Source organism: Curtobacterium sp. S6, from assembly GCF_000710345.2.
In the GTDB taxonomy this organism is placed as follows: domain Bacteria; phylum Actinomycetota; class Actinomycetes; order Actinomycetales; family Micrococcaceae; genus Rothia.
On record NZ_JHEL01000015.1, the window covers coordinates 1,156,443 to 1,175,336 of the forward strand.

An 18,894-nucleotide genomic window follows, 5' to 3' on the forward strand; every position below is an offset into this window, starting at 1 on the left:
ATGGCCGGACGCAAAATCTCCGACGACGCCGGGCTCGCGGCCATCCGCTCCTGGGAACGGGATCCGGAGGCCATCGACCGTAAGACGCGGGCCACCGCGGTCCGCTACGCCCTGGAAGAGTTGGCGCACCGAGCGCCGGGAAACTCGGTCGAGGTGAGGGTCCCTCCCTTCGGCGTGACGCAGGCCATCGAGGGGCCACGCCACACGCGCGGGACCCCGGCAAACGTGGTCGAGACCTCGGCCGAGACCTGGCTCGGGCTCGTCACCGGCCGCTTGAGCTGGGAGGAAGCGCGCACCGGAGGGTCCGTGGACGCCTCGGGGAATCGCAGCGACATCTCCGCCTTGCTCCCGCTGTTTGCGACCCGCGTCTCGATGAAGCGCTCGGCGGAAAAAGGTACCCTGAAAAAATGACCGATTCCCCGTCTGCCACCAACGGTTCCACCGCATCGTCAGCTTCCGACGACCCCGAGGACCTTTCGCCCGACCGCGGCCCTGACGAGCGCGAGATTGTGGTTCGCCGGGCGCCCTCGGTCATCGCTTTCCTCGTGACGGGCCTGATCTTGGGTCTCATCGTCGCCGGGGTGTCCACGATCCTCGGCCCGCCGGATCAGAAGTACACGGCGGGCGCGATTTTCGGCATGATGGCCGTCATCTTCGGCACGATCGGCGCCGTCGTGGGCGCCGTCGTGGGGCTCATCGCCGACCGGAGGTCACGCAAAAAGGCCCGGCGCTTCCGCGCCATCCGCATCGACGATGACAGTCGGGAGTAATTCTTCGGCGCTGTCGGGAAGTCCCGATACACTAAAGGTTGTTCGCGTTACCCCGAAGCGGCACTGACGATCACACGGCCCATTTTAGGAAGAAGCTCTCCGTGATTCGACCCGACGGAAGACTGTCGCACGATCTCCACCCCGGGGAAAAGGCACCCCAGGATGAATGCGGGGTGTTCGGCGTCTGGGCCCCTGGGGAAGACGTCGCGACCCTGACCTATTTCGGTCTCTATGCCCTGCAACACCGCGGCCAAGAGTCGGCGGGCATCGCCACGAGCAACGGCGATCGCATCTCGGTCTACAAGGACCTCGGGCTGGTTTCCCAGGTATTCGACGAGACCATTTTGGGAACCCTCGGCGGGCACATGGCCATCGGCCACTGCCGCTACGCCACCACGGGCGCGACGACCTGGGCCAACGCACAACCGACCCTCGGTTCCACCCCGCACGGCACGGTATCCCTCGCCCACAACGGCAATCTGACCAATTCGGCCGACCTCTACGACCGACTCATCGATAAATCGGGATTCCCCTCGGCCGGTGAGGTCGCGCAGGGAAACACCACCGACACCGCGTTGGTGACCTCCCTCTTGGCCGAGCACCCGCATGACTCGCTCGAGGAAGCCGCGATCGACCTGTTGCCGACGCTCAAGGGCGCCTTCTGCCTGACCTTCATGGACGAGACCACGCTCTACGCGGCCCGCGACGCCTACGGGGTCCGGCCCCTGGTCCTCGGCCGGTTGGAGCGCGGCTGGGTCGTCGCTTCCGAGTCCGCCGCGCTGGACATCGTCGGCGCGAGCTACGTGCGCGACGTCGAGCCCGGGGAATTCATCGCGATCGACGAGGACGGCCTCCGGAGCCGACGGTTCGCCGAGGCGACGCCCGCCGGTTGCGTCTTCGAGCACGTCTACCTCTCCCGCCCCGACGCCGTGATTAATGGTCGGGCCGTCTACGAATCTCGCGTGGAGATGGGCCGTCAGCTCGCCCGCGAACATCGCGTCGAGGCGGACCTCGTCATGCCTACGCCGGAGTCGGGGGTTCCGGCGGCCATCGGATACGCCGAAGAATCGGGAATCCCCTACGGCAACGGCCTGGTCAAGAACGCTTACGTCGGCCGAACCTTCATCCAGCCCACGCAGACCATGCGTCAGATGGGCATCAAGCTCAAACTGAACCCGCTTCGAACCGTCGTTGCCGGCAAACGCCTGGTCGTGGTGGACGACTCCATCGTCCGCGGAAATACGCAGCGGGCCCTGGTGCGCATGTTGCGCGAGGCCGGGGCGGCGGAAGTCCACGTGCGCATCTCCTCTCCCCCGGTCAAGTGGCCGTGCTTCTACGGCATCGACTTCGCCTCGCGCGCCGAGCTGATCGCCAACGGCATGTCCGTCGACGAGATCGGGGCGTCCATGGGCGCCGATTCGCTGGGGTACATCTCCGAGGACGGCATGATCGAGGCGACGGAGCAGCCGCGGGAGAAGCTCTGCACCGCGTGCTTCACCGGAAACTACCCGATCGAGCTGCCCGACGCCGATCGACTGGGCAAAAACCTCTTCGACGCGCATCGCTCGTCCGCCGCGACGAAGAATCCGGGCTCCCATCGTGCGCCGCGGTCCGGCCCGGCGCGTCCCGCCGGCCTGGCCCCGACCGCGGAGAGCCGCATGGCCCAGGGATCGACCTGCGAGCCCGGCCCGGACTCGGAGCTGGAGTCCCTGGTCCTGCCCGAGGACCGCACACCCCACGAGCAATAACCCCTCGAACGATCCACGATCACCGACCCTGAAGGACCACCGATGGCTGAATCTCAACCGACGACCTCCGGACTGACCTACGCGAGCGCCGGTGTCGACGTCGACGCCGGCGACCGGGCAGTCGAACTCATGAAGGACGCCGTCAAGGCCACGCATCGGCAGGGGGTCGTCGGAGGGGTCGGCGGTTTCGCCGGGCTCTTCGACGTTTCCGCCCTGGCCCAGTTCCGCAAGCCATATCTGGCGACGTCTACGGATGGCGTCGGCACCAAGGTCGCGATCGCCCAGGCCCTCGATATCCACGACACGATCGGCTTCGACCTGGTCGGCATGGTCGTCGACGACATCGTGGTGGTCGGCGCCAAACCTCTCTACATGACCGACTACATCGCCTGCGGGCGGGTCGTGCCGGAACGCATCGCGGACATCGTGCGCGGGATCGCTTCGGCCTGCTCCACCGCGGACACGGCCCTGGTGGGCGGCGAGACCGCCGAACACCCGGGCTTGTTGGGCGAAAACGAATACGATGTGGCCGGCGCCGCGACCGGCATCGTCGAGGCCGATGAGCTTCTGGGCCCCGACCGCGTGCGGGAAGGCGACGTCGTGATCGGCATGGCCTCCTCGGGGATCCACTCCAACGGCTATTCGCTGGTGCGCAAGGTCATCAACGTGGCCGGGTGGTCGCTCGACCGCGAGGTTTCGGAGTTCGGCAGGACCCTCGGCGAAGAGCTCCTGGAGCCGACCAAGGTCTACGCGGCCGATGTCTTGGATCTGGCGCGCGCCTTCCCCGTCAACGGCGAGGACGGGTCGCTGGGACACGGGGTCCGCGGATTCTCCCACGTGACGGGCGGCGGGTTGGCCGCGAATCTTGCCCGGGTCCTGCCGCAGGGGCTCGAAGCCCGGATCGACCGCTCGTCCTGGGAGATCCCCGCAATCTTCCGCGTGATCGGCGAGCTGGGCAAGGTTCCCCAGGCGGACCTCGAGCGGACCCTGAACCTCGGGGTCGGAATGGTCGCCATCGTGGATCCTTCGGTCGCCGATGCGGCGATTGCCCACCTCAACGAGCGCGGGGTCAGCTCATGGGCCCTCGGCGTCGTGGCGACGGCCAATCCCCCGGCGGAGTCGGATGTGGACTACGTCCAGGGCGCCAAGGGCGTCGACGGCGGTGCCGTCCGCATGATCGGCTCCTACGCTTAAGCCCACTTCCCCGACCGACGGCGGACACCAAAACGCCGCCGCTCGCAGTTATCGGCCCGAGGGCCGGTTTCCTGCGTGCGGCGGCGTTTTGTGGAGGACGAGCGCCCTCAAGGCTACCGGTCCTCGCCGGGATCCAAATCGTACTCGTCGATGTGCTCCGAACGGCGATCTTCGCTCGGCTGGGAATCACCGCGCTGAGCGCGGCGCTCCTTGGCCGAACTGAGTTCACGTTCGAGTGCCGAGTAATCAGTTTGCGGGCTGAAGTACTTGATCTCCCGCGCCTGCCTCGTCGCCTTAGCCTTTTGACGGCCGCGCCCCATGGCGTGACCCCCTTTTATCGCTCGCACCGGCGGCGCCGCAATCAGCACACGACGCAACACCGGAATGTCCGTTAATCTTCCGTGTGTTAAGGGTACATGGTTTATCGGTAGTATGCCCACCGAGGAACGTACGTGACACGGGGGCAGAATTCAGCCCGTGAAGAAAGCGCTCACGGGCTCAGTTCGTCCAAGAGCGCGTCGAAGGCCGGAGCCACCGAAGTTCTCCAGACGACTCCGGCCCGGGAGTCGGCCCGCCCCGGCCCTCCGTTGACCACAGCCAGCGGCTGACCGGCACGCAAAGCGTCCAGAGCCAGGCGCAATCCGCTCATGACCGCCAGGGACGAGCCGGCGACCACCAGCCCCGAGCTCTCGCGGAGAAGCTCGCGAGCCGCGCGTTTCCTCGCTCCCGGCACCGGCTCGCCGAAATAGACCACGTCCGGTTTGAGCATGTGCGACCCGCAGGCAAGACACCCCACCATCCGGAACCGGTCCACCCAGGTGCTCGTGAGTTCGACGTCGCCGTCCGGGTTGACCAGGTTCGGGTCGAGTTCGACCGAGTCCAGGTAACCGGGATTCGCCGCCTCGAGCCGGGCATCCAACCCGGGCCTGTCTTCGAGCGCCCCGCAGTTTAGGCAGACCACCGTGCTCAGGTCGCCGTGGAGGGCCACCAGCCGGCGCGAACCGGCCGTGTGGTGCAGGCCGTCGACGTTCTGCGTCACGACGCCGCTGACGTACCCCGCGTGCTCGAGTTCCGCGATCGCGAAGTGCACCCTGTTGGGGGCCGCGCGATGCATGAGGCGCCAGCCCACGAAGGACCTCGCCCAGTATCGGTGCGACGCCGCCGGGTCGTGGCGAAACTCCTGATACGTCATCGGTCGATGTCTCGTGAGCGAACCGTGAGGTCCGCGATAGTCCGGGATCCCGGAATCCGTGGAGACCCCGGCCCCCGTCAGGACCAGCGCGGGGCCCTCCCGCATCATGGAAACGATGCGTTCGAGGGCCTCATCCGGTGGTGTCGACGGCGCGGTCTCCTCGACGACGCGGGCGATGGATCGAAGCGCGGCGCGGTGGGCATTGCTCAGGGTGGGGTCGTCGTCCAGGGGTCGCGGGTTCACGCCATCACCATACTCCTGGGCCGCCGCCTGACGTAGCGCCGAGGGCAGGAGGACCGACGTCGAGGCGTCGGCCTCCTGCCCGGTTCACCGCCCCGTGGGCGGCGGCGCATCGCTCAGGCCCGGTCGGTCTGTCCGGGACGTTCGGCCGTGACAGACAGGCCTTCCTCGGCCACGTCCGGATTGATGTCCACGTGCACGATGTCGCCGTCGTGAACCTCCCCGGAGAGAATGCCCTTCGCGAGCCGATCGCCGATTTGCCGCTGCACGAGGCGGCGCAGCGGGCGCGCCCCGTAGGCGGGATCGTAACCGGTCGTGCCGAGCCACTCGGTCGCGGCCGGGCTAACGTCCAGGGTGAGCCTCTTGTCCCCCAGCCGGCGCCCGAGGGCCTCAACCTGAAGCCGGACGATCTGGGCCAGATCCTCGCTCGAGAGCGGATCGAACATGATGATCTCGTCCAGCCGGTTGAGGAATTCCGGCTTGAAGGACGCGTTGACCACGTTCATCACGGCCTCATTCTTTGCCGCACCCTCCAGGGTCTGATCGACCAGGAATTGGCTTCCCAGGTTCGAGGTCAGGATCAGGATCACGTTGCGGAAATCGACGGTCCGTCCCTGTCCGTCGGTCAGGCGGCCATCATCCAAGACCTGCAACAGGATGTCGAAGACCTCCGGGTGGGCTTTCTCGACCTCGTCCAGCAGGACCACGGAGTACGGGCGCCGCCGCACGGCTTCGGTGAGCTGCCCGCCCTCTTCGTATCCCACATATCCGGGAGGCGCCCCGACCAGGCGAGATACCGAGTGCTTCTCGGAGTACTCGCTCATGTCGATGCGGACCAGGGCGTGCTCGTCGTCGAACTGGAATTCCGCGAGGGACTTGGCCAGCTCGGTCTTGCCCACGCCGGTCGGCCCCAGGAACAGGAAGGAACCGATGGGTCGATCCGGGTCGGCGACGCCGGCCCGGGAGCGCCGCACGGCGTCGGCCACCGCGCCCACCGCCGTGGACTGTCCGATGAGCCGCTTGCCGAGCTCGGATTCCATGGAGAGTAGCTTCTCCGACTCTCCCTGAAGCATCCGCCCCGCCGGGATTCCGGTCCAGTTGGAAATCACCTCGGCGATATCGTCCGCGGTGACCTCCTCGGAGACCATGGTCTCCTTGTGCTGGTTGGCCTGCTGGTCTTCCTCGGCCTGCGCGGCATCGAGTTCCTTCTGCTTCGCGGGGATCTCCCCGTAGAGCAACCGCGAGGCCTCGGCCAGGTTCCCTTCGCGCTGGGCGACCTCGGCCTTGGAACGCATCTCGTCGATCTGGGTCTTGATGTCGCCGACGCGGTTGAGGCCGGCCTTTTCCGCCTCCCACCGGGCGTTCAGCGCGGTGAGTTCCTCCCGCTTGTCGGCGAGGTCGGCCCGCAGGTTCTCGAGGCGCTCGATCGAGGCGGGGTCGGATTCGTTGGAGAGGGCAAGCTCCTCCATGGTCATGCGGTCCACCTGGCGACGCAGCTGATCGATCTCCTCCGGGGCCGAATCGATCTCCATGCGTAGACGCGATGCCGCCTCGTCGACGAGGTCGATCGCCTTATCCGGGAGCTGACGACCGGTGATGTATCGGTTCGACAGCGTCGCGGCCGCGACGAGCGCGGAGTCGGCGATCTGGACCTTGTGGTGAGCCTCGTAGCGTTCCTTCAGGCCGCGGAGGATCCCGACGGTATCCTCGACGCTGGGCTCCCCCACGTAAACCTGCTGGAACCGCCGCTCGAGGGCCGCGTCCTTCTCGATATTCTCCCGATACTCGTCCAAGGTGGTCGCCCCGATCAGGCGGAGTTCCCCGCGGGCCAGCATCGGCTTGAGCATATTTCCGGCATCCATCGACCCTTCGGAGGCGCCCGCCCCCACCAGGGTGTGCAGCTCGTCGATGAAGGTGACGATCTGTCCTTCGGACTTCTTGATCTCGTCGAGGACGGCCTTGAGCCGCTCCTCGAATTCCCCGCGGTACTTGGCGCCCGCGATCATGGACCCCAGGTCCAAGGAGATCAGCGTCTTGCCGCGCAGCGATTCCGGCACGTCCCCGGAGACCATGCGTTGCGCGAGCCCCTCCACGACGGAGGTCTTGCCGACGCCGGGCTCGCCGATGAGCACCGGATTGTTCTTGGTCCGCCGAGACAGCACCTGAACCACCCGACGGATCTCGGAATCGCGGCCGATCACCGGGTCGAGCTTGCCGGACCGCGCGACGGCGGTCAGATCCGTACCGTATTTCTCGAGGGACTTGAACGTTCCCTCGGGATCGGGGGAACTCACCGTCTGATCGCCCCGGACCGACGGGATCGTCTTCTCGATGGCCTCCGGCGTGGCGCCAGCCCCCGCCAACGCGGCCGCCGCGCCGTCCTCGGACACCTGAGACAGCCCGAGGAGAAGAACCTCGGTCGAAATGTAGTCGTCGCCCAGGGCCGTGCCTGCCTGTTGCGCATTCTGGATGACGCGCAGCGACTGACGGGAAAATTGCGCCTGCGCCACGGAGGATCCGGAGGACGCCGGCAAGCGATGGATGACATCGCTGACCTCGGCGGACAGGTCATCGACGGACACGCCGAGGGCTTTGAGCACCGCAACGGCCACACCCTCTCGCTGGTCCAGAAGGGCCTTGAGGATGTGGGCCGGCTCGATCTGCGGATTGCCCGCGGTCTGAGCGTTCATGGTGGCGGCGTTCAGAGCCTCTTGGCTCTTGGTGGTGAATTGAGTATCCAAGATGAGCTCCTTCGTGAACGGGAATAGGGTCTGATTGCTTCATCTTCATTCAGCTAACTTGAGTCTACTACGCTCAAGTCTTAACGCATAGGGGTTCCGCGAAAGTTTTCCACAGGTTTTGGGCCGATTTCCCGGGCGTCGCGCTCATCGGGCCGCGGCGCCGAACGGGTCCGTCAGTACTCGCCGTCGTTGTAGTTGAGGGAGTCCAGCAATTCATCTTCCGTCGCGGGCCGCCCGCTGACCTTATTTCTGCTGAAGCGGTCCTGCCCGAAGGCCACGATCAGGGTCGCGAAGGCCGCCACGAACGTCAGGATCCCAAACGTATTGCCGAATCCGGCCGAGAGGCCCACGAGGTCATCGCCGAAGACCTGCGACAGGGCCGAGACGGTCTTTCCGTCCACCCGGTCCGGAATGAGAAACCCGAAGACGAACGCCAAGACCCACGTCGTGACCTGAAGGACCGCGATCGGGGCCGACGTCGCCCGGGCCGCGTACCTGGACGCGTCCAGGTACGTGCGCCACGCGGCCAACAGCATCACGATCAGGAATAACGGCCCGACGCTGACCAGAAACGTCACCACGAGCGAGCCTCCGGCCCCAAAGAACGAACGCCCCACCGTGATCCACACGGCACCGACCAGGCTCATCGGAAAACCCAACCACGTCGAGATCTTCAACCAGGCGCCCGCGTGGCGCCCCGGCAAGAGGCCACTCGGGGTGGGAGCGGGGTCGGAGGATGAAGCCTGACGATCGAGATTCGCATTCACCATTCCAGTCTAAAGAACTCGCCCGGCGTCCCGCGGCCGAACCGGTCGAGCCCGTGAAACCAGTAGTCTGGACCCCATGACTTCAAATTTTCCCGCCGCAGTTTTCTTCGACCACGACGGCACCCTCGTCGATACCGAGCCCTTGTGGGCCCGGGCCAAGACGGAATTGGCCGAAGAATTCGGCAAGACCTGGACCGAGGAAGATACGCTCGTGTGTCTCGGCCGGCCCATGTCCGAGACGGTCGACCGGCTCCACGCGATCGGCATCGACCTTCCCTCGGATCAACTCATGGAACGCCTCACGACGGACGCCCGCGAGATCGTGGCCCGCACCGAGGTGCCTTTCCTCCCCGGCATGGCGGCGCTCCTGGAGGAGCTCAGCAACGCCGAGATTCCCGCGGCGATCGTCACGAACGCGACGGCCGAGATCGCGAGCATGACCGCCGCCCGAGGACCCGCCGGGCTGTTCCGGACCGTGATCGGCAACGAAAACGTCTCCACCCCCAAGCCGGATCCGCAGCCGTATCTCATGGCGGCCGAGGCCCTCGGCGTGGAACCGACCGATTGCGTGGCCGTCGAAGACTCGCCCTCGGGCGTCACGAGCGCCATGGCCGCGGGCATGAAGACGATCGTGGTGCCCGGGATGCAGCCGGTCGGCCCCCGCGAGGGAACCCTGCACCTCGATCACGAAGAGCTGACCCTGGCCGTTCTTCGCGAGCTATTCGCCCCGCATCCGGCCTAGCCGTGCTGCCGTCCGACGGCGTCGTACGCCTAACGACGGATGGGCGGCACGGTATAAGGTTGTCACCGGGTGGGTGACCGTCGCATAGCGTGCGGTGGCCCCGACCGAAAACCCTCACGAAAGGAAACGATCATGGCCTTTTCACTCTCCAACGCAGCCCTCCGCGCCATTCCCGGCGCTTTCATCATCAACTCCGGGCTCGGCAAGCTGAACCTCGACGAGCAGTCCGCGGGCTACATGCAGTCCATGGCGGCCAAGGCTTTCCCCGCCGTCAAGGACCTTGACGCGGCGACCTTCGGCAAGGCCCTGGCCTACTCCGAACTGGCCGTGGGCGGAACCCTCGTGGCTCCCTTCATCCCGACCCGCGTCGCGGGCCTCGCGCTCGGCGCTTTCGCCGGCGGCATGCTCGCCATGTACTTCAAGACCGAAGAATTCACCCTCGAAGACGGCATCCGCCCGTCCCAGGAAGGCACCGCGGTCTCCAAGGATTCTTGGCTCGCGGCGATCGCCATCGCCCTGATCGTGCAGTCCAAGGGCAAGAAGAAGTCCAAGAAGAAGTAGTCTTCACCGCCTGATCGACGCCGTCCGCGCTCCCTTCGTGCCCGTCACGCTCGGCGCGCGGGCGGCGTTCTGGCGATCCCTGCCGCCCAACCGTTTTCATCACACCATCGGAGTGCCAGTTCTGTGAGCGACGTCCCCGCACCATTTCATCGCCAGCCCTATTCCTTTGTCCGCCGCGGTGACCGGCTGACGGCCCGGCGTCAGAAGGCCTGGGACACCTACGCCCCGACCCACGTGATCGAGGTGCCCCGGGAGGTCACGGATACGTCGGTCGCCGAGGGCGCGCACTTCGATCATCGCGAGGTCTTTGGGCGGGAGGCTCCCCTCGTCGTCGAGATCGGCTCGGGTCTGGGCGAGGCGATCGTCCACGCCGCCTCCGAGCACCCCGAATTCGACTATCTCGCGGTCGAGGTTTACAAGCCGGGCCTGGCGGATCTGCTGCTCAAGATGGGCCAGGCGGAGGTCACCAACGTTCGTTGCGTGCAGGCCAACGCCCCCGAGGTCCTGGACCACCTGCTCGACGCCGCGTCCGTCGACGAGATCTGGGTCTTCTTCCCGGACCCGTGGCACAAGTCCCGCCATCACAAGCGCCGACTGGTCTCCCCCGCCTTCGCGGAGAAGGTGGCCCGGGTTCTCAAGCCGGGCGGCGTCTGGCGCCTCGCGACCGACTGGGAGGAATACGCGCTGGTCATGCGCGAGGTCATGGAGTCCGCCCCGGACTTCGAGAACCTCCACCCCGGTGAAGGCGCCACCGCGGAAGACCCCCAGGGCGGTTGGGCCCCTCGCTGGGACGGACGAATCCTCACCAGCTTTGAACGCAAAGCAGGCGAGGCCGGGCGCCGCGCGCACGACCTCGCCTATCGTCGGCTTTCAGGCCCCTCCCGGGAGGCCTGAGCCGGTCCGCTAGGGCAGGGGCCAGGGTGGCTTCCTCATCACGAGGGCCTTGGTCTTGGGGCGGGACACGGGGCGCTGCCCGCGCCCGAGACGAATGACGTCGCCGCCGATCGTCGCCGCGAAGACCCTGCTGGACTCGTCCAGTTTGTCCTTGCTGTCCTGCAATTCCTGGGTCAGTTCGCGAACGCGCGATTGCAGCGCGTCCACTTGGTTCTCCAGCTGAAGGATCCTCTTGATCCCCTCGAGGGATACCCCTTGGTGGGAGAGGTCCTGGATTTGGCGCAATCGTTCGACATCCCGCTGGGAGTATCGACGCGCGCGGCCCGGCAGTCGTGACGGTGTGACCAGTCCGAGGCGGTCGTACTGCCGCAGGGTCTGCGGATGCATATCCGCCAACTCTGCGGCCACCGAAATCACGAAGAGCGGCTGATTCACGTCACTGAACTGCACGGGCTATCCCACCTTTGCCTGCTCCGCGAGGCCGGCGCGGGGATCGCTCTGGCCGGAAAGCTCCGTGAACTTCTTCAGGGCTTCCTCGGCCTCCGGAGAAAGGTTCTCCGGGACCTGGATCTCCGGGATCACGTAGAGATCACCCGTATGCTTCTTGGTCTTCACGCCGCGGCCCTTGACGCGCATGCGGGTCCCCGGCTCCTGTCCGGCCTTCAGCCGCAATCGCACGGTCGACCCATCGGTCGTCGGGACCGAAATAATGGTCCCCAAGGCCGCTTCCTCGAAGGTTACCGGTACCCGGATCGTGAGGTTGTCGCCGTCGCGCTCGAAGAGCTCGTGCGGGCGCACATGGACCGTCACGATCAGATCCGATTTTCCGCCGGGACCCACGGTCCCCTTGCCGCGCAAGCGAACCTTTTGGCCGTCCCTGACGCCCTCGGGCAGACGGATGGTCGTGCCCCGCCCGTCCGGACGGTTGACCTTAACCTTGGCCCCCTCGAGGGATTGGTGGAAGTCGACCGTGACGCTGGCCTCGACGTCGGGATTCCGCGGCGCTTGCTGCGCCCCGAAAGGACTATTCCCGCCAGAGCCGAAGCCGCCGCCCCCGAAGAGGTCCGCGAAGGGATCTCCACCGCCGCCGAATTGCACGCGGGGCCCGCCGGCTCCCCCGAACGGGCTTCCCCCGTACGAGGCGCGCGTGCGACCTCCGCCGAACATGTCTCCAAACATGTCCTCGAAGCCTCCCGCGCCGGGCTGGCCTGCCGCGCCGGGCCCACCGGCGCCGGCGCTGAACCGCGCCCCGGTGCCCATCGCGCGAATCGCGTCGTACTGTTTGCGGTCCTCGGGGTCCGAAAGCACCGTATTGGCCTCGGAGATCTCCTTGAACTTCTTCTCCGCGGCCTCGTCACCCGGGTTCTGATCGGGGTGATACTTCCGGGCGAGTTTGCGATAAGCCTTCTTGATGTCGGCGTCGCTAGCGTCTTTGGAGACGCCCAGAACCTTGTAGAAGTCTTTGTCTAGCCAATTCTCGCTGGCCATTGACGCCTCCTTTCAAAGCGTTTCGTCGTGATATTCCTTTGTCTCGTGCTGACCGTGGATACGAGCGACGCCGAGGCCGAGCCCTCCGCCGTGAGGGCGAAGGGCCGAGGCCCCGGCGTCGTCGAGTCGGAAAGCCGCTCGGGGAATGATTCCCCGAGGACCACGGGCGTCAGCCCTCCGCGGCGGCCACCGCGACCTGCGCGGCCCGCAGGACGCGGTCCTTGACCTTATATCCGCTGCGCAAAACCATCGCGATGTGATCCGGCTGGACCTCGCTCGTGGGCTGCTGCAGTACGGCCTCGTGGACCTTGGGATCGAATTCCTCGCCCACCTGGCCGTACCGTTCGAGGCCCTGCTTATTCAGGGCTTCCTCGAACTTGCTCGCGATCGAGGCGAAGGGGCCTTCGTCCAGGTCACCGGCGTTCCGCGCGGCGTCGATATCGTCGATGACGGGCAACAGTGCGCCCACGACGTCGGCGACCACGAACTCACGCAGTTGCTCCCGTTCCTTCTGCGACCGGTTTTTGAAGTTCATAAACTCGGCCTGCAGGCGGCGCAGATCCTCGAGGCGTTCGTTGGCGAGCTGTTCGGCGTCGGTGGCGGGGTCCGCGATGGGCTCCGCCTCGGCGGGGTCCGCGGCCGAATCCGCCGCGGACCCATCCTGTTCGCCGGCCTCGGCACCTACACCCTCGGCGTCCTCCGCCGCGGGAGCACCTTCCGCGTCGGGCGCGTTGAAGGCATCCTCGAGCGGGTCGTTTCCCTCAGGGTTAGTGGTGTCATTCGGCTCAGTCATTACTTCTTCTTCTCATCCTCATCGTCGATAACCTCGGCGTCGACGACATCTTCCTCGTCCGACGCAGAGTCGCCCTCGGAGGTTCCCTCCGACGCGGCGCCTTCCTGAGCCTGCGAGTAGATCGCCTCACCGAGCTTGGTCTGCGAAGCCTGGAGCTTGTCGAACGCGGCCTTGACGGCGTCGTCGTCCTCGCCCTCCAGGGCCTTCTTGACCTCGTCAATGTCGCTCTGAACCTCGGACTTGACGTCCTCGGGGAGCTTATCCTCGTTGTCCTTGAGCAGCTTCTCGATCTGGTAGGCCTGGGTCTCCGCGTTGTTGCGGGTGTCCTGGGCCTCGCGGCGCTTCTTATCCGCCTCGGCGTTGGCCTCGGCGTCCTTGACCATGCGATCGATGTCTTCCTTGGACAGCGAGGTGCCGCCGGTGATCGTCATCGACTGCTCGGTGCCCGTGCCCTTGTCCTTGGCGGAGACGTGGACGATGCCGTTGGCGTCGATGTCGAAGGTGACCTCGACCTGCGGCATGCCGCGGGGCGCCGGGGCGATACCGGTCAGCTCGAAGGTTCCGAGCGACTTATTGTCGCGGGTGAACTCGCGCTCGCCCTGGAAGACCTGGATCGACACGGAAGGCTGGTTGTCCTCCGCAGTCGTGAAGGTCTCGGAGCGACGGGTCGGGATCGCGGTGTTCCGCTCGATGAGCTTGGTCATCACGCCGCCCTTGGTCTCGATGCCGAGGGACAGCGGGGTGACGTCGATGAGCAGAACGTCCTTGCGGTCGCCCTTGAGCACGCCGGCCTGCAGCGCGGCGCCGTCGGCGACGACCTCGTCAGGATTGACACCCTTGTTGGGCTCCTTGCCGGCGAGGTCCTTGACCAGGTCCACGACGGCCGGCATACGGGTCGAACCGCCGACGAGCACCACGTGGGCGATGTCGGAGATCTTGACGTTGGCCTCGTCGATGACGTCGTGGAACGGCTTCTTGGTCCGGTCCAGCAGGTCCTGGGTCATGTCCTGGAACTTCGCGCGGGAGAGCTTCTCGTCCAGGTGGATCGGACCGTCCGCGGTGACCGACAGGTACTGCAGCGAGATGTTGGTCGAGCTGGCGGAGGAGAGTTCCTTCTTGGCCTGCTCGGCCGCTTCCTTCAGGCGCTGCAGGGCGATCTTGTCGTTGGAAAGATCCGCGCCGCTCTTCGACTTGACCTGCTCCAGCAGCCAGTCGACGACCCGCTGATCCCAGTCGTCGCCGCCGAGGCGGTTATCGCCGGCGGTCGCGCGAACCTGAATCGTGGAGAAGCCGTCGTCATCCTTGCCGACTTCCAGCAGGGAGACGTCGAAGGTACCGCCACCGAGGTCGTACACGAGGATCAGTTCGTCCTCGTTGCCCTTGTCCAGTCCGTAGGCGAGGGCCGCGGCGGTGGGCTCGTTGACGATGCGCAGGACGTTCAGCCCGGCGATCTCGCCGGCTTCCTTGGTGGCCTGACGCTCGGCGTCGTTGAAGTAGGCCGGAACGGTGATGACCGCGTCCGAGACGGTGTCGTTCAAGAAGGCCTCGGCGTCCGCCTTCAGCTTCTGGAGGATACGGGCCGAGATCTCCTGGGCGGAATACTTCTTGTCGTCGATGTTCTCGGTCCAGGTGGTGCCCATGTGGCGCTTGACGGACGCGATCGTACGGTCAACGTTGGTGACCGCCTGGCGCTTGGCGATGTCGCCCACGAGGGTCTCGCCATCCTTGCCGAACGCGACGACGGACGGGGTGGTGCGGGCGCCCTCGGCGTTCGCGATGACGACCGGCTCGCCGCCCTCGAGGGCCGCGACGCAGGAGTTGGTCGTTCCGAGGTCAATGCCTACTGCACGTGACATATGGTTTTCTCCTTTACTCGATCCGATGCCGGGAGCTCGGGGGTGGTCGCGAAGGTTTCTCGCGGCCGTGACCGTTCTTGAGCACCCGGAGGTCTCACTTCTTGAGTTGTCCTGACTCAAGTCTGCCACACATCGAGATGGTGTCAAGAGACTTGAGCGAACTCGACTCAACTTTATTGACGGACACCCCGGGCCCGGTGGCGCCTGCTCCCGTCGGGGCTCCACGGGTAGGGTGGTGGGCATGTATCGCATCGTGACCGTCTGCACGGGAAATATCTGTCGCTCCCCCATGGCCGAGTACCTCCTCCGCCGAGCGGCCGACCAAGCCGACCTCCCCGGGGTCGTCGTCGATTCGGCGGGCGTCAGTGACGAAGAACGGGGAAACCCCATCGACCCCAGGGCCCGGGACGTGCTCTCCCGCCTCGGCATCGACACGAGCGACCACGCGGCCCGGCAGGTCACGCGGAAGGACCTGGCCGACAGCGATCTGGTCCTGGCCCTCGACGTGCCGCACTATCGGGCGTTGCGCCGCATGGCCTCGGACGAGAGCCAAGAACAGAAGATCCGCCTGCTCCGGGAATTCGATCCGCAGGTCGGCGATCGCGCCCTGGAAGACCTCGGAATCTACGATCCCTGGTACGGCGATGCTTCGGACTTTGAGGCGACGTTCACGATGATCGACGACGCCGTCAACGGCGTCGTCGAAGAGGCCGCCCGCCACGCGGAAGCCCGCGCCGACGGCGGCGAGGTCGACCCCAGGTGAACCCTCCGGACGGCGGCTCGGGGGTCGGTCGTCGGTGGGTGCTCTCCTCCCACAGCATCGGTATCGCGGAGGAACTCTCGCTGTGGAAACGCATACGGCGTGAATACGACGCCCATGACGGGCCCGGCCCATTCCTTCTGACGATCGATGGGCGCTCCGGCTCCGGCAAGTCCCGCCTGGCGGAACGGCTTCTCCGGCGTGCCCGGCAGGAGACGGGCCACGACGTCGAAATTTTCCACCTCGAGGATCTGTACCCGGGATGGGACGGGCTGGCCTCCGGGATCGAGGCCTACGCCGCCATGGTGGCCCGGTTGCTCGACGGTCGCGACGCACCGTGGCGCGCATGGGACTGGCAACGCAACGCGCCCGAAGAGGACGAACGGGTTGTCTCGGCGCGAACCCCGTTCCTGATCCTCGAGGGAGTCGGGGCTTCCGCTCCCGGCCATCCCGGCGTGGAAGGGCATTTTGGAGTGTGGCTGAGCTTGGACTCCGCCGTTCGCCGGCATCGAGCGCTGCGACGGGACGGCGACCTGTACCGGCCGTACTGGGAGATGTGGGCCGCGCAGGAGGCGGAACTCTTCGACCGTCGCGGGTGACCACGGGGCATCCGCGGGAGAATTTTTTCCCCGTTCCCCCACGTCGGCGCGAAAAGCGCGTTTAATGAGACGTATGGCACCCACCGTTGTACGCATCGACCAAGCATCACCGAACGGCCGTCTGTTGGACGCGTCGCGACCCATCATCGACATCGAGGACGAGGGCTATACCCGAGGCGACGGCGTCTTCGAGACCATGCTCGCGGTCGACGGATCGGTCCGCAAATTTCCGCGCCACCTGTCCCGGCTCGATCACTCCGCGCGCTTGCTGCAGCTGTGGAACCCGGGCCAGGACGCATGGCGGGCCGCCGTGGACCTCGCCCTGGGATCCGCGCCGGAGGGAACGGACACTACCCTCGGCCGCGAGCACACGGTCAAGACCCTGCTGAGCCGGGGCACCCCCGAGGAAGGGGCGTACGGCCTGGTGATCGTGACGCCCGTGCCCGCCACGACCATCGAGCAACGCACCACCGGGGTCAAGGCGATGCTGCTCCCCCGCGGCCACGATCCGGCGGAGGACTCGGATCTGCCGTGGTTGCTGTCGGGGGCCAAGACGCTGTCCTACGCGGTGAACATGGCCGTCCTGCGCTACGTCAAGTCCCTGGGGGCGCAGGAGGCCATCTTCACCGCGGCCGACCGGCGCATCCTGGAGGGCGCGACCAGTTCGGTCATCATGGCGCGCCGCACCAGGTCCGGCGTCAAGATCTACACCCCGGAGCCGAACCACGGGATCCTCCCCGGGACCACTCAGGGCGCGATCTTCGCCGGAGCGCGCGACGCCGGTTGGGATGTCGGATTCGGTCCCCTGTACCCCACGGATCTGATGGAGGCCGACGGTCTGTGGCTGGCGTCGTCCGTACGCCTCCTGGCGCCCGTCACGCACCTGAATCGCCAAGGACTGATCACCGACGGCGACCTCACCGAGGAGCTCATGGAGTTCCTGAAGAGCCATTAGGGGGTAGCCATGCCGCTCTACGATTTCCGTTGCCCTTCCTGCGGGGTCTTCGAAGCCCTGTACCCCATGGACTCCGTTCCCGGTGATCGGGGGTGCCGGACCTGCTCCGAGACGGCGACCCGCGTCTATTCGCCCGTCGGGTTGTCCCGATTGGGCACCGCCCGCGCGAACGCGATCGCCGACGGGGAGCGATCGGCCTCCGAACCGGAGGTCGTCTCCGGCCCCACCCCCGGGTCTTCTTCGGCCGCGCGGATCACGCACGATCCGCGTCATCTCAAGCTTCCCCGCCCATAGACCACTCCGAAGAAAGGCACACCATGCCCGACGTCGTATTCCCCCTCGACTCAGCAAGGTCCTTCGCAGATCAGCAGAAGATCGGTCACAACCGCTGGCACCCCGATATTCCTCCGGTCGAAACCCTGAAACGCGGTCAGACCATCCGCGTGGACTGCCGGGAGTGGTTCGACGGCGCCATCAAGAACGACGACTCGGCCGATGACATCCGCGATGCTCCGATGGACGTGGTGCACGCCTTGTCGGGTCCCTTCGCCGTCGAAGGCGCCCAGCCGGGCGACCTGCTGATCGTCGATATCCTCGACATTGGGCCCATTCCCCAGGAGACCGGGCCGCTCGCGGGCCAGGGGTGGGGCTACACCGGCATTTTTGCCAAAAATAACGGCGGAAGTTTCCTCGTGGACCAGTTTCCGGACGCCTACAAGGCGGTCTGGGATTTCACCGGCGACGTCGCGACCTCGCGGCACATCCCCGGCGTCAGTTTCACCGGGATCACCCACCCCGGGCTGATGGGGACCGCGCCATCGCACCGATTGCTCTCCGAGTGGAACCGGCGCGAAGGCGAGCTCATCGCGACGGATCCGCATCGCCTCCCGCCGCTCGCGTTGCCTCCCGAACCGAGCGGCGCGATCCTCGGAACTTTGGAGGGCGACGAGTACTCCCGCGTTGCATCCGAGGGCGCCCGCACCGCTCCCCCGCGGGAAAACGGCGGCAACCAGGACATCAAGAACTTCACCCGGGGGTCCCGGGTCTTCTATCCGGTATTCGTCGACGGCGGCAATCTCTCCGTGGGAGACCTGCACTTCTCCCAGGGAGACGGAGAGATCACGTTCTGCGGCGCGATCGAAATGGGCGGATTCATCGACCTGCGGGTCGACGTGCTCAAGAACGGCATGGAAACCTACGGGGTCACCGAGAACGCCATCTTCATGCCGGGACGGACCGCGCCGCAGTACTCGGAATGGCTCGCATTCTCGGGCACGTCCGTGACCCTGGACGGGGAACAGAGATACCTCGATTCCCAGCTGGCCTATCAGCGGGCCATCCTCCACGCGATCGACTACCTCACGACCTTTGGGTACTCCCCCGAACAGGCCTACCTGCTATTGGGGGCCGCACCGATCGAGGGCCGATTCTCCGGGGTGGTGGACGTCCCGAACTCCTGCGCCACGGTCTATCTGCCGACGGAAATCTTCGACATCGACATCCGTCCGTCGGCCTCCGGCCCCACGAAGATCGACCCCGGAATGGGAGCGCCTCGCTCGGCCAATCCTTCCTGACGATCTCGCACGACGCCGCC

General features: G+C 66.3%; 20 protein-coding genes. 12 read left to right on the top strand and 8 right to left on the bottom strand.

Going from position 1 to position 18,894, the window contains the following annotated elements:
* From CURSPS6_RS07480 to purM, 4 genes are all read left to right on the top strand, one after another.
* Nucleotides 1-411 carry a sterol carrier family protein gene (locus tag CURSPS6_RS07480; protein WP_030015256.1) on the top strand — a complete coding sequence of 137 codons (411 nt, stop codon included), beginning with the start codon at nucleotides 1-3 and terminating at the stop codon, nucleotides 409-411.
* Entirely contained in the window at nucleotides 408-770 is a 363-nt protein-coding gene (locus tag CURSPS6_RS07485) for a hypothetical protein (RefSeq protein WP_030015258.1), read from the top strand. Before CURSPS6_RS07480 ends, CURSPS6_RS07485 begins: the two co-directional genes overlap by 4 nt.
* 101 nt (nucleotides 771-871) lie before the next feature.
* A complete protein-coding gene (gene purF / locus CURSPS6_RS07490) occupies nucleotides 872-2,518 on the top strand; it encodes an amidophosphoribosyltransferase (protein ID WP_030015259.1) in 1,647 nt (548 codons plus the stop codon).
* Nucleotides 2,519-2,560: 42 nt separating this feature from the next.
* Complete coding sequence (gene purM, locus CURSPS6_RS07495) at nucleotides 2,561-3,712, top strand: phosphoribosylformylglycinamidine cyclo-ligase (protein ID WP_030015261.1); 1,152 nt, start codon at nucleotides 2,561-2,563, stop codon at nucleotides 3,710-3,712.
* Nucleotides 3,713-3,825: 113 nt separating this feature from the next.
* Here the strand turns inward: purM and CURSPS6_RS07500 are convergent, their stop codons facing one another.
* The 4 genes from CURSPS6_RS07500 to CURSPS6_RS07515 form a co-directional block, all read right to left on the bottom strand.
* A complete protein-coding gene (locus CURSPS6_RS07500) occupies nucleotides 3,826-4,032 on the bottom strand; it encodes a DUF3073 domain-containing protein (RefSeq protein WP_030015262.1) in 207 nt (68 codons plus the stop codon).
* Nucleotides 4,033-4,202: 170 nt separating this feature from the next.
* Complete coding sequence (locus tag CURSPS6_RS07505) at nucleotides 4,203-5,147, bottom strand: Sir2 family NAD-dependent protein deacetylase (RefSeq protein WP_235503693.1); 945 nt, start codon at nucleotides 5,145-5,147, stop codon at nucleotides 4,203-4,205.
* Nucleotides 5,148-5,260: 113 nt separating this feature from the next.
* On the bottom strand, nucleotides 5,261-7,885 hold the full coding sequence (gene clpB / locus CURSPS6_RS07510) for an ATP-dependent chaperone ClpB (protein ID WP_030015265.1): 2,625 nt from the start codon (nucleotides 7,883-7,885) through the stop codon (nucleotides 5,261-5,263).
* 173 nt (nucleotides 7,886-8,058) lie between these two features.
* Complete coding sequence (locus CURSPS6_RS07515) at nucleotides 8,059-8,655, bottom strand: hypothetical protein (RefSeq protein ID WP_051687724.1); 597 nt, start codon at nucleotides 8,653-8,655, stop codon at nucleotides 8,059-8,061.
* Between the two features lie 73 nt (nucleotides 8,656-8,728).
* Here CURSPS6_RS07515 and CURSPS6_RS07520 point away from each other — a divergent pair, with 73 nt between their 5' ends.
* The 3 genes from CURSPS6_RS07520 (at nucleotide 8,729) to trmB (ending at nucleotide 10,849) form a co-directional block, all read left to right on the top strand.
* Nucleotides 8,729-9,394: an HAD family hydrolase gene (locus tag CURSPS6_RS07520; RefSeq protein WP_030015268.1), complete on the top strand. Its 666-nt coding sequence runs from the start codon at nucleotides 8,729-8,731 to the stop codon at nucleotides 9,392-9,394.
* Nucleotides 9,395-9,526: 132 nt separating this feature from the next.
* Nucleotides 9,527-9,955, top strand: a complete 429-nt coding sequence (locus CURSPS6_RS07525; protein WP_030015269.1) for a hypothetical protein — start codon at nucleotides 9,527-9,529, stop codon at nucleotides 9,953-9,955.
* Nucleotides 9,956-10,078: 123 nt separating this feature from the next.
* Complete coding sequence (gene trmB, locus CURSPS6_RS07530) at nucleotides 10,079-10,849, top strand: tRNA (guanosine(46)-N7)-methyltransferase TrmB (protein WP_035810298.1); 771 nt, start codon at nucleotides 10,079-10,081, stop codon at nucleotides 10,847-10,849.
* 9 nt (nucleotides 10,850-10,858) lie between these two features.
* Here the strand turns inward: trmB and CURSPS6_RS07535 are convergent, their stop codons facing one another.
* The 4 genes from CURSPS6_RS07535 to dnaK all read right to left on the bottom strand — a co-directional run bounded on the left by CURSPS6_RS07535 (nucleotide 10,859) and on the right by dnaK (nucleotide 14,986).
* On the bottom strand, nucleotides 10,859-11,299 hold the full coding sequence (locus CURSPS6_RS07535; RefSeq protein ID WP_030015271.1) for a heat shock protein transcriptional repressor HspR: 441 nt from the start codon (nucleotides 11,297-11,299) through the stop codon (nucleotides 10,859-10,861).
* A gap of 3 nt (nucleotides 11,300-11,302) precedes the next feature.
* Nucleotides 11,303-12,337 (bottom strand): DnaJ C-terminal domain-containing protein, encoded by a 1,035-nt coding sequence (locus tag CURSPS6_RS07540; protein WP_030015272.1) that lies wholly within the window; start codon nucleotides 12,335-12,337, stop codon nucleotides 11,303-11,305.
* Between the two features lie 169 nt (nucleotides 12,338-12,506).
* Nucleotides 12,507-13,130: a nucleotide exchange factor GrpE gene (locus tag CURSPS6_RS07545; RefSeq protein ID WP_030015274.1), complete on the bottom strand. Its 624-nt coding sequence runs from the start codon at nucleotides 13,128-13,130 to the stop codon at nucleotides 12,507-12,509.
* The gene (gene dnaK, locus CURSPS6_RS07550; protein WP_030015275.1) at nucleotides 13,130-14,986 is read right to left on the bottom strand and encodes a molecular chaperone DnaK; all 1,857 of its coding nucleotides are present in this window, start codon (nucleotides 14,984-14,986) and stop codon (nucleotides 13,130-13,132) included. Before dnaK ends, CURSPS6_RS07545 begins: the two co-directional genes overlap by 1 nt.
* Nucleotides 14,987-15,227: 241 nt before the next feature.
* Between dnaK and CURSPS6_RS07555 the strand changes: the two genes are divergently transcribed.
* The 5 genes from CURSPS6_RS07555 to fmdA all read left to right on the top strand — a co-directional run bounded on the left by CURSPS6_RS07555 (nucleotide 15,228) and on the right by fmdA (nucleotide 18,874).
* Entirely contained in the window at nucleotides 15,228-15,749 is a 522-nt protein-coding gene (locus CURSPS6_RS07555; RefSeq protein ID WP_035810301.1) for a low molecular weight protein-tyrosine-phosphatase, read from the top strand.
* A complete protein-coding gene (locus tag CURSPS6_RS07560; protein ID WP_051687726.1) occupies nucleotides 15,746-16,345 on the top strand; it encodes a hypothetical protein in 600 nt (199 codons plus the stop codon). The genes CURSPS6_RS07555 and CURSPS6_RS07560 overlap by 4 nt, the downstream gene beginning before the upstream one ends.
* Nucleotides 16,346-16,418: 73 nt before the next feature.
* Nucleotides 16,419-17,300, top strand: a complete 882-nt coding sequence (locus CURSPS6_RS07565; RefSeq protein ID WP_030015279.1) for an aminotransferase class IV — start codon at nucleotides 16,419-16,421, stop codon at nucleotides 17,298-17,300.
* Between the two features lie 9 nt (nucleotides 17,301-17,309).
* Nucleotides 17,310-17,594: an FmdB family zinc ribbon protein gene (locus tag CURSPS6_RS07570; protein ID WP_030015280.1), complete on the top strand. Its 285-nt coding sequence runs from the start codon at nucleotides 17,310-17,312 to the stop codon at nucleotides 17,592-17,594.
* Nucleotides 17,595-17,617: 23 nt separating this feature from the next.
* Complete coding sequence (gene fmdA / locus CURSPS6_RS07575) at nucleotides 17,618-18,874, top strand: formamidase (RefSeq protein ID WP_030015281.1); 1,257 nt, start codon at nucleotides 17,618-17,620, stop codon at nucleotides 18,872-18,874.
* Nucleotides 18,875-18,894 lie beyond the last annotated feature (20 nt).